At 71.6% G+C, this 10,147-nt stretch carries 7 protein-coding genes; all 7 read left to right on the top strand.

Translation table 11 applies throughout. The features are described from left to right. A partial coding sequence (locus STRAU_RS27425) for a peptidoglycan D,D-transpeptidase FtsI family protein (RefSeq protein ID WP_052029308.1) occupies positions 1 to 1,981 on the top strand: 1,981 nt, incomplete at its 5' end. Positions 1,982 to 2,017: 36 nt separating this feature from the next. After that, positions 2,018 to 3,673, top strand: a complete 1,656-nt coding sequence (locus STRAU_RS27420) for a UDP-N-acetylmuramoyl-L-alanyl-D-glutamate--2,6-diaminopimelate ligase (protein ID WP_078621500.1) — start codon at positions 2,018 to 2,020, stop codon at positions 3,671 to 3,673. A gap of 4 nt (positions 3,674 to 3,677) precedes the next feature. Then, entirely contained in the window at positions 3,678 to 5,108 is a 1,431-nt protein-coding gene (locus STRAU_RS27415; protein WP_016643658.1) for a UDP-N-acetylmuramoyl-tripeptide--D-alanyl-D-alanine ligase, read from the top strand. Next, positions 5,105 to 6,175: a phospho-N-acetylmuramoyl-pentapeptide-transferase gene (gene mraY, locus STRAU_RS27410; protein WP_016643657.1), complete on the top strand. Its 1,071-nt coding sequence runs from the start codon at positions 5,105 to 5,107 to the stop codon at positions 6,173 to 6,175. Before STRAU_RS27415 ends, mraY begins: the two co-directional genes overlap by 4 nt. Further along, on the top strand, positions 6,172 to 7,584 hold the full coding sequence (gene murD / locus STRAU_RS27405) for a UDP-N-acetylmuramoyl-L-alanine--D-glutamate ligase (RefSeq protein ID WP_016643656.1): 1,413 nt from the start codon (positions 6,172 to 6,174) through the stop codon (positions 7,582 to 7,584). Before mraY ends, murD begins: the two co-directional genes overlap by 4 nt. A 111-nt stretch (positions 7,585 to 7,695) precedes the next feature. Next, entirely contained in the window at positions 7,696 to 9,039 is a 1,344-nt protein-coding gene (gene ftsW / locus STRAU_RS27400; RefSeq protein ID WP_397892807.1) for a putative lipid II flippase FtsW, read from the top strand. 6 nt (positions 9,040 to 9,045) lie between these two features. Continuing rightward, positions 9,046 to 10,140: an undecaprenyldiphospho-muramoylpentapeptide beta-N-acetylglucosaminyltransferase gene (gene murG / locus STRAU_RS27395; protein WP_016643654.1), complete on the top strand. Its 1,095-nt coding sequence runs from the start codon at positions 9,046 to 9,048 to the stop codon at positions 10,138 to 10,140. Positions 10,141 to 10,147: the final 7 nt, after the last annotated feature.

Here is a 10,147-nt window from a genome sequence, read left to right as displayed (position 1 = left end):
CCCCGGCCCGGCACGCCCCGAGCGCCCCGCGGGCCGCCGCAGGCCCGGACCGGGACCACGCCCGCCCACCGCGCGCGGCCCCCGCCCGTCCGCGCCCAGGCCACCCAGGCCCGGCAAGCCCAAGACCATCCGCCTGGGCAGCCCCCGGCCCCGGCTGCGCATGGTCAGCCTCGGCCTGACCCTGGTGATGCTGGCCTTCGTGGTGCGGCTGTTCCAGGTGCAGGCCGTGGACGCCGACGCGTACGCGGCCAAGGCCGAGAAGAACCGGTACTCCAGCCACAAGCTGGCCGCCGAGCGCGGCGCCATCACCGACCGCGGCGGCGTCGAACTCGCCACCAGCGTGGACGCGTACGACATCACCGCCGACCCCACGCTCTTCACGCCGAAGGAGACGAAGATCGGCGACGCGCCCGAGCAGGCCGCGGGGCTGCTCGCGCCGATCCTCGGCGAGGACGCCGACAAGCTCGCGCAGAAGCTCCGCACCCCGAAGACGCGCTTCACCCTGCTGGCCCGCCGGGAGACCCCGCAGGTCTGGAAGCAGATCAAGGACCTGCGCGCCACCCTCGCGGAGAAGGCGAGCGCCGACCCCAAGGCGGTCAACGTCCTCGCGGGCGTCCTCGCCGTGCCCACCAGCAAGCGCGTGTACCCCAACGACGGCCTGGCCGCCGGGATACTGGGCTGGGTCAACGCCGACGGCAAGGGCGGCGGCGGTGTCGAGCAGCAGCTCAACAAGGAACTCGCGGGCAAGCAGGGCGAGATCCGCTACGCCCAGTCCGGCGGCCGGCAGGTGCCCACCGCCGGCAGGTCGGAGAAGCCCGCCGTGCCCGGCTCGGACGTCGAGCTGACCATCGACCGCGACATCCAGTGGGCCGCGCAGGACGCCATCACCGAGCAGGTCAGGAAGTCCAACGCGGACCGCGGCTACGTGATAGTGCAGGACACCCGGACCGGCGAGGTCCTCGCCATGGCCAACGCGCCCGGCTTCGACCCCAACGACCTCTCGCAGGCCCAGAGCACGAGCCTCGGCAACGCCGCGCTCCAGGACGCCTTCGAGCCCGGCTCCACCGCCAAGGTCATGTCGATGGCCGCCGTCCTGGAGGAGAACGCCGCCACCCCCGGCACCCGCGTGACGGTGCCCAACCGCCTGCACCGCGGCGACCGCCTCTTCCAGGACGACATCGACCACCCGACCTGGTACCTCACGCTCAACGGCGTGCTCGCCAAGTCCAGCAACATCGGCACCATCCTGGCCACCGGCGAACTCGGCAAGACGCAGAAGCAGGCCAACAAGGTCCTCCACTCGTACCTGCGGAAGTTCGGCCTCGGCAAGGAGACCGGCCTCGGCTTCCCCGGCGAGACCTCCGGCATCCTCGCGCCGCCCGAGAAGTGGTCGACCTCCCAGCAGTTCACGATCCCCTTCGGCCAGGGCGTGTCCATCAACGCGATGCAGGCCGCGTCCGTGTACTCGACCATCGCCAACGGCGGCGTACGCGTCGAGCCGACCCTGGTGCGCGGCACCAAGGGCCCCGACGGCCGCTTCACGCCCGCGCCCGCGCCGAAGAAGACCCGCGTCGTCAGCACCAAGACCGCGCGGACCCTCGCGCAGATGCTGGAGTCCGTCGTCGACGACGAGGAAGGCACCGGAACCAAGGCCCGCATCCCCGGCTACCGCGTCGCGGGCAAGACCGGCACGGCCAACCGCGTCGACCCGAAAACCGGCCGCTACCGCGGCTACACCTCGTCCTTCGCCGGCTTCGCCCCCGCCGACAAGCCGCGCGTCACCGTCTACTGCGCCATCCAGAACGCCACGAAGGGCAGCTACTTCGGCGGCCAGATCTGCGGCCCCATCTACAAGAAGGTCATGCAGTTCGCCCTCAAGACGCTGCAGGCACCGCCCACCGGCAAGGCCCCGGCACGGCTGCCGGTGACGTTCGACCCCGGCCGGCCGGAGACCCCCGGCCGCCCGCCGAACGGCAGGTAGGGCCGCCCACAGCGGAGATCCGAACAGGAAAAGCCCGTGACGACCATCACCCCCGACCCGGGGAACCGCCCCCCGCCACACCGCCCGCTTCGCTTGGAACGGGCTGCGCCCGGTACGCTCACCGCCGTGCCACACGCTGATCAGTCCCACACCACCCAGAAGGACGCTCCCGTGAACTACCCGGGACCGCCGAGGCCGACCCAGGTCTCCGCCACCCCCCTCGTGGAGCTCGCCGATCAGCTGGGGGCCGCCGCCCCGGGCACGGACGCCGCCATCACCGGGATCACCCACGACTCGCGCGCGGTGCGCCCCGGCGACATCTACGCGGCGCTGCCCGGCGCGCGCATGCACGGCGCCGACTTCGTGGCCCAGGCCGCCGACCTCGGCGCCGCGGCGATCCTCACCGACCCGACGGGCGCCGACCGCGCCGCCGCCACGGGGCTGCCGGTGCTCGTCGTCGCCGACCCGCGCGCGGTCATGGGCGAGCTGGCCGCGACGGTGTACGGCCACCCGGGCCGCGACCTGCTGCAGATCGGGATCACCGGCACGTCCGGCAAGACCACCACGGCGTACCTGATCGAGGGCGGCCTCAAGGAGGTCCGCAGCACCGGACTGATCGGCACCGTCGAGATGCGCATCGGCGAGGACCGCATCAAGTCGGAGCGCACGACGCCCGAAGCCACCGATCTGCAGGCGCTGTTCGCGGTGATGCGCGAGCGCGGCGTCAAGGCGGTCGCGATGGAGGTCTCCAGCCACGCCCTCGTGCTCGGCCGGGTCGACGGCTGCGTCTTCGACGTCGCCGTCTTCAACAACCTCAGCCCGGAGCACATGGAGTTCCACTCCGACATGGAGGACTACTTCCGGGCCAAGGCGCAGCTCTTCACCAAGCGGCGCGCCCGGCTCGGCGTGGTCAACTTCGACGACGAGTACGGCCGCCGGCTCGTCACCGAGTCCGAGATCGCCGTCACCACCTTCTCGGCCGAGGGCCACCCGGACGCGGACTGGCGCGCGGAGGGCGTCGAAGTCGGCCCGATGGACTCGACGTTCACCGCCGTCGGCCCCAAGGGCGAGCGGATCACCGCCAAGTCGCCGCTGGCCGGCCCCTTCAACGTCGCCAACACGCTCGCCGCGATCGTGTCGCTCGCCGTCGCCGGGATCGACCCGCAGCAGGCCGCCGACGGCATCGCCGCGGTGCCGGGCGTCCCCGGCCGCCTGGAGCGCGTCGACGCCGGGCAGCCCTACCTCGCGGTCGTGGACTACGCCCACAAGACGGACGCCGTCGAATCGGTCCTGCGCGCGCTGCGCAAGGTCACCGAGGGCAAGCTGACGATCGTGCTCGGCTGCGGCGGCGACCGCGACCAGACCAAGCGGAGGCCGATGGGGGCGGCCGCGGCGCGCCTCGCCGACACCGCCGTACTGACTTCGGACAACCCTCGTGGCGAGGACCCCCTCGCCATCCTCGCGACGATGCTCGCGGGCGCCGCAGAGGTGCCCGCCCACGAGCGCGGCGACGTCGCCGTGTTCGAGGACCGGGCCGCCGCCATCCGCGCGGCCGTCGCCCGCGCCGAACCCGGCGACACCGTCCTCGTCGCGGGCAAGGGCCATGAGCAGGGCCAGGACATCGCCGGTGTGGTCCGTCCCTTCGACGACCGCCAAGTGCTTCGCGAAGCTATCGAGCAAACCCAGGGATGAAGTTGTGATCGCCCTCTCCCTCGCCGAGATCGCCACCGTTGTCGGCGGGCAGACGTACGACATACCGGATCCGCAGGTCCAGGTGACGGCGCCGGTCGTCATGGACTCCCGTGAGGTGCAGCCCGGCGGCCTGTTCGCCGCCTTCGTGGGCGAGCGCGTCGACGGGCACGACTACGCCGCCCAGGTCGTCGGCGCGGGCGCGGTCGCCGTGCTCGCCTCGCGGCCGTGCGGGGTGCCCGCGATCGTCGTCGACGACGTGCAGACGGCGCTCGGCGCCCTCGCCCGGCACGTCGTCGCCCGGCTCGGCGCGACCCTCGTCGCCCTCACCGGATCCGCCGGCAAGACCAGCACCAAGGATCTTGTCGCCCAGGTCATCGGCCGCAGGGCGCCCACCGTGTGGACGCCCGGATCGTTCAACAATGAGATCGGCCTGCCGCTGACCGCGCTGAGCGCCACCGACGAGACGAAGTTCCTCGTCCTGGAGATGGGCGCCCGCGGCATCGGCCACATCCGGTACCTCACCGAGCTGACGCCGCCGCGGATCGGCCTCGTCCTGAACGTCGGCACCGCCCACATCGGCGAGTTCGGCGGCCGCGAGCAGATCGCGCAAGCAAAGGGTGAGCTCGTCGAGGCGCTGCCCGCCGACGGCGCCGCGATCCTCAACGCCGACGACCCCCTCGTACGCGCGATGGCCTCTCGTACGAAGGCCCGCGTGCTGCTCTTCGGAGAGGCCGAGGACGCCGACGTACGCGCCGAGAATGTCCGGCTCACCGAGAACGGACAACCCGCCTTCACGCTCACCACACCCACCGGGTGCGGCGACGTGCGGCTGCGCCTGTACGGTGAGCACCACGTGTCGAACGCGCTCGCCGCGGCCGCCGTCGCCCATGAGCTGGGCATGTCCGTGGACGAGATCGCCCTCGCGCTCTCCGAGGCGGGCACGCTGTCCCGCTGGCGGATGGAGGTCACCGAGCGCCCGGACGGCGTGACGGTCGTCAACGACGCCTACAACGCGAACCCCGAGTCCATGCGAGCCGCCCTGCGCGCGCTCGCGGCCATGGGCCGAGCCGCACAGGCCGAGGGAGGGCGCACGTGGGCGGTGCTCGGTCACATGGCCGAGCTCGGTGACGACGGGCTCGCCGAGCACGACGCGGTCGGGCGCCTTGCCGTCCGGCTGAACGTGAACAAGCTCGTGGCAGTCGGGGGCAGGGAAGCGTCCTGGCTCCAACTGGGCGCATACAACGAGGGTTCGTGGGGTGAGGAGTCGGTGCACGTGTCCGACGCACAGGCGGCGATCGACCTGCTGCGCAGCGAGCTGCGCCCAGGAGACGTCGTGCTGGTGAAGGCGTCCAGATCGGTCGGTCTCGAGCGGGTCGCCCTGGCGCTGCTCGACGACTCCGCCGTGTCTCCGGAGGGGCAGGTCGCCGGCCGATGAGGCAGATCCTCTTCGCGGGTGTGATCGGGCTCTTCCTGACCCTGGTCGGTACGCCCCTGCTGATCAAGCTCCTGGCCCGCAAGGGCTACGGCCAGTTCATCCGGGACGACGGCCCGCGCGAGCACCACAGCAAGCGCGGTACGCCGACCATGGGCGGTATCGCCTTCATCCTGGCCACGCTCATCGCGTACTTCCTCACGAAGTTCATCACCGGCGGCGAGTTCACGCTCTCCGGCCTGCTGGTGCTCTTCCTGATGGCGGGCATGGGCCTCGTCGGCTTCCTCGACGACTACATCAAGATCGTCAAGCAGCGCTCGCTCGGTCTGCGCGCCAAGGCGAAGATGGCGGGCCAGCTCATCGTCGGCATCGGCTTCGCCGTGCTCGCGCTGAACTGGCCGGACAACCGGAACCAGACCCCGGCCTCCACCAAGCTGTCGTTCGTCACGGACTTCGGCTGGTCGATCGGCCCGGTCCTGTTCGTGGTCTGGGCGCTGTTCATGATCCTCGCGATGTCGAACGGCGTGAACCTCACCGACGGCCTCGACGGCCTCGCCACCGGTGCCTCCGTGATGGTCTTCGGCGCCTACACCTTCATCGGCGTCTGGCAGTACCAGGAGTCCTGCGCCAACGCGAACACGCTCACCAACCCGGAGGCGTGTTTCGAGGTCAGGGATCCGCTCGACCTCGCGGTGGTGGCCTCCGCGCTGATGGGCGCCTGCTTCGGCTTCCTGTGGTGGAACACCTCGCCCGCGAAGATCTTCATGGGTGACACCGGCTCGCTGGCCCTCGGCGGCGCGCTCGCCGGCCTCGCCATCTGCTCCCGTACGGAGCTGCTGCTCGCGCTCCTCGGCGGCCTCTTCGTCCTGATCACCATGTCCGTGGTCATCCAGGTCGGCTCCTTCCGCCTCACCGGCAAGCGCGTCTTCCGCATGGCGCCACTCCAGCACCACTTCGAACTCAAGGGGTGGTCCGAAGTCCTTGTCGTGGTCCGCTTCTGGATCATCCAGGGCATGTGCGTGATCGTCGGACTCGGACTCTTCTACGCAGGGTGGGCGGCCACCAAGTGACCAGCTGGCAGGGCAGGAACGTCACCGTGGCCGGGCTCGGCGTGAGCGGCGTCAGCGCCGCCCGCGCGCTCGCGGGCCTCGGCGCGGTGGTGACGGTCGTGGACGGCGGCGACGGCGAGACGCATCGGGCGCGCGCGGCCGAGCTCGCCGAGGCCGGGATCACCGCACGTCTCGGCGACGCCGAGACGCTCCCCGAGGGCACCGACCTCGTCGTCACCTCGCCCGGCTGGAAGCCCACCTCGCCGCTGTTCGCGGCCGCCGCCGCGGCGGGCGTCGACGTCGTCGGTGACGTCGAGATCGCCTGGCGCCTGCGCGGCCCGGACGCCGCGCCCTGGCTCGCGATCACCGGCACCAACGGCAAGACCACGACCACGCAGATGCTCGCGTCCATCCTGGCCGCGGCCGGGCTGCGCACGGCGGCCGTCGGCAACATCGGTACGCCCATCGTGGACGTCGTCCTCGAAGGCGACGACGCGTACGACGTCCTCGCGGTCGAGCTCTCCAGCTACCAGCTGCACTGGGCGCCCTCCCTGCGCGCCCACTCCGCCGCGGTGCTCAACCTGGCCCCCGACCACCTCGACTGGCACGGCTCGATGGAGGCGTACGCCGCCGACAAGGGCCGCGTCTACGAGGGCAACCAGGTCGCCTGCGTCTACAACGTCGCCGACAAAGCCACCGAGGACCTGGTCCGCGAGGCCGACGTCGAAGAGGGCTGTCGCGCCATCGGTTTCACGCTGAACGCGCCCGCCCCCTCCCAACTGGGCGTCGTGGACGGCATCCTGGTCGACCGTGCCTTCGTGCCGGACCGCCAGAAGCAGGCCCAGGAGCTCGCCGAGGTCGCGGACGTCCGTCCGCCCGCGCCGCACAACATCGCCAACGCCCTGGCCGCCGCCGGGCTCGCGCGCGCCTACGGCGTGCCGGCCACGGCGGTCCGCGAGGGCCTGCGGGCCTTCCGCCCGGACGCACACCGCATCGAGCACGTGGCCGATGTCGACGGCGTCGCGTACGTCGACGACTCCAAGGCCACCAACACCCACGCCACGCAGGCGTCGTTGGCGGCGTACGAATCGATCGTGTGGATCGCCGGGGGCCTCGCCAAGGGCGCCACCTTCGACGAGCTGGTCGCGGGCGCGGCGGCGCGCCTGCGGGGCGTCGTCCTGATCGGCGCCGACCGCGCGCTGATCCGCGAAGCCCTCGCGCGACACGCCCCCGAAGTCCCGGTCGTGGACCTCGACCGGACGGACACTGGGGCGATGTCCGAGGCGGTACGGCAGGCGGCGCGGCTCGCGCGGCCGGGGGACACCGTCCTGATGGCTCCGGCCTGTGCGTCGATGGACATGTTCACCAACTACAACAAGCGTGGTGACGCGTTCGCGGCAGCCGTCCGCGAACTCGGCGCGAGCGCCTGACGGCGGGCCCAGCGTGGTCCGGGGGCGCCCGGCACCCGAAGGAGGGCACGTGGCAGCCGTGGGAACGCCGTCGTGGCGGGGGTTTCGTGGACGGCCGGGCGCCGGTACGGGATGCGTGCGCGCCGTCGTGGGGCGGCCCTGATGGCCGGGCGCGCGTCCGTGCGCACACCGCGCACCCCGAAGCGGCCGCCCCGGCCGCGGGCCACCCCGGTGGTGCGCGAGAACTCGCTGCGGCGGCTCTACGACCGGGCCCGCAAAGCCTGGGACCGGCCGCTGACCGCGTACTACCTGATCCTCGGCAGCAGTCTGCTGATCACCGCGCTCGGCCTGGTGATGGTCTATTCGGCGTCGATGATCCAGGCGCTGCAGCTCAACCTGCCCGCCTCCTATTTCTTCCGCAAGCAGTTCGTCGCCGCGGCCCTGGGCGCGGGGCTGCTGCTCGTCGCCATGCGGATGCCGGTCAAGCTGCACCGGGCGCTGTCCTATCCGATTCTCGCGGCCTCGGTGTTCCTGATGGTCCTCGTGCAGATCCCCGGGATAGGGCGCAGCGTCAACGGCAATCAGAACTGGATCTATTTGGGGGGCCCTTTCCAGCTCCAGCCCAGTGAGTTCGGCAAGCTCGCGCTGGTGCTGTGGGGCGCCGACCTGCTGGCGCGCAAACAGGACAAGCGCCTGCTCACCCAGTGGAAACACATGCTGGTGCCGCTCGTTCCCGTCACCTTCATGCTGCTCGGCCTGATCATGCTGGGCGGCGACATGGGCACGGCCATCATCCTCACCGCGATCCTGTTCGGTCTCCTGTGGCTCGCGGGCGCGCCGACGCGGCTGTTCGCGGGTGTGCTGAGCATCGCGGCCGTGCTCGGTGTGATCCTCATCAAGACGAGCCCCAACCGCATGGCCAGGCTCGCCTGCCTCGGCGAGACCGAGCCGGGCCCCAGCGACCAGTGCTGGCAGGCCGTGCACGGCATCTACGCCCTGGCCTCCGGCGGATTCTTCGGTTCCGGTCTCGGCGCCAGTGTGGAAAAATGGGGTCAACTGCCTGAACCGCACACCGACTTCATCTTCGCCATCACCGGGGAGGAACTCGGTCTGGCGGGGACACTGTCGGTGCTCGCCCTGTTCGCGGCTCTAGGCTATGCGGGTATCCGCGTGGCCGGACGCACGGAGGACCCCTTCGTGAGGTACGCCGCGGGAGGCGTGACCACCTGGATCACGGCCCAGGCCGTGATCAACGTCGGTGCGGTGCTCGGTCTGCTGCCGATCGCCGGTGTCCCGCTCCCGCTGTTCTCCTACGGGGGTTCGGCCCTGCTGCCGACCATGTTCGCCGTGGGACTCCTCATCGCCTTCGCGCGGGAGGACCCCGCGGCGAAGGCGGCCCTGGCCATGCGGCAACCTCGGGTGAGATGGAACACGATGCGACGGCGCGTCAAGGCGCGTTCGTCCGGAGAGCGGTGAATTTCGGTGCATGTCGTACTCGCCGGTGGGGGGACCGCCGGCCACATCGAGCCCGCGCTTGCCCTCGCGGACGCCCTGCGCAGGCAGGACCCGACCGTGGGGATCACGGCCCTGGGCACGGAGCGCGGCCTCGAGACCCGACTCGTACCCGAGCGGGGCTATGAACTCGCCCTGATCCCCGCCGTACCCCTGCCGCGCAAGCCCACGCCCGAGCTGATCACGGTGCCGGGCCGGCTGCGCGGCACCATCAAGGCGGCCGAGCAGATCCTGGAGCGCACCAAGGCCGACTGCGTGGTGGGCTTCGGCGGCTATGTGGCGCTGCCCGGCTACCTCGCGGCCAAGCGCGCGGGGGTGCCGATCGTGGTGCACGAGGCCAACGCGCGCCCCGGGCTCGCCAACAAGATCGGTTCCCGGTACGCCTCCGCGGTCGCGGTCTCCACGCCCGACAGCAAGCTGCGCGGCTCGCGCTACATCGGCATCCCGCTGCGCCGCACCATCGCGCTGCTCGACCGTGCCCGGGTCCGCCCGGAGGCCCGCGCGGCCTTCGGCCTCGACCCGAACCTGCCCACGCTGCTGGTCTCCGGCGGCTCCCAGGGCGCCCGGCGCCTGAACGAGGTCGTCCAGCAGGTCGCCCCGGTCCTCCAGCGCGCGGGCATCCAGATCCTGCACGCGGTCGGCCCGAAGAACGAAATGCCGTACGTGGAGAACATGCCCGGGATGCCCCCCTACATCCCGGTACCGTACGTGGACCGGATGGACCTCGCGTACGCCGCGGCCGACATGATGCTCTGCCGCGCGGGCGCGATGACCGTCGCCGAGCTCTCCGCCGTCGGGCTCCCGGCCGCCTATGTCCCGCTGCCCATCGGCAACGGCGAACAGCGGCTGAACGCCCAGCCGGTGGTCAAGGCGGGCGGCGGGCTGCTGGTCGACGACGCGGAGCTCACCCCCGAGTGGGTCCAGGGCCATGTCCTGCCCGTGCTCGCCGACCCGCACCGGCTGTACGAGATGTCCCGCGCCGCTTCGGAGTTCGGCCGCAGGGACGCCGACGACCTGCTCGTCGGCATGGTGTACGAGGCGATTGCGTCACGCCGCAGCGCGTGAGAGAAGG

Source organism: Streptomyces aurantiacus JA 4570 (assembly GCF_000414115.1).
In the GTDB taxonomy this organism is placed as follows: domain Bacteria; phylum Actinomycetota; class Actinomycetes; order Streptomycetales; family Streptomycetaceae; genus Streptomyces; species Streptomyces aurantiacus_A.
This window is presented reverse-complemented; position numbering and strand designations above follow the sequence as displayed.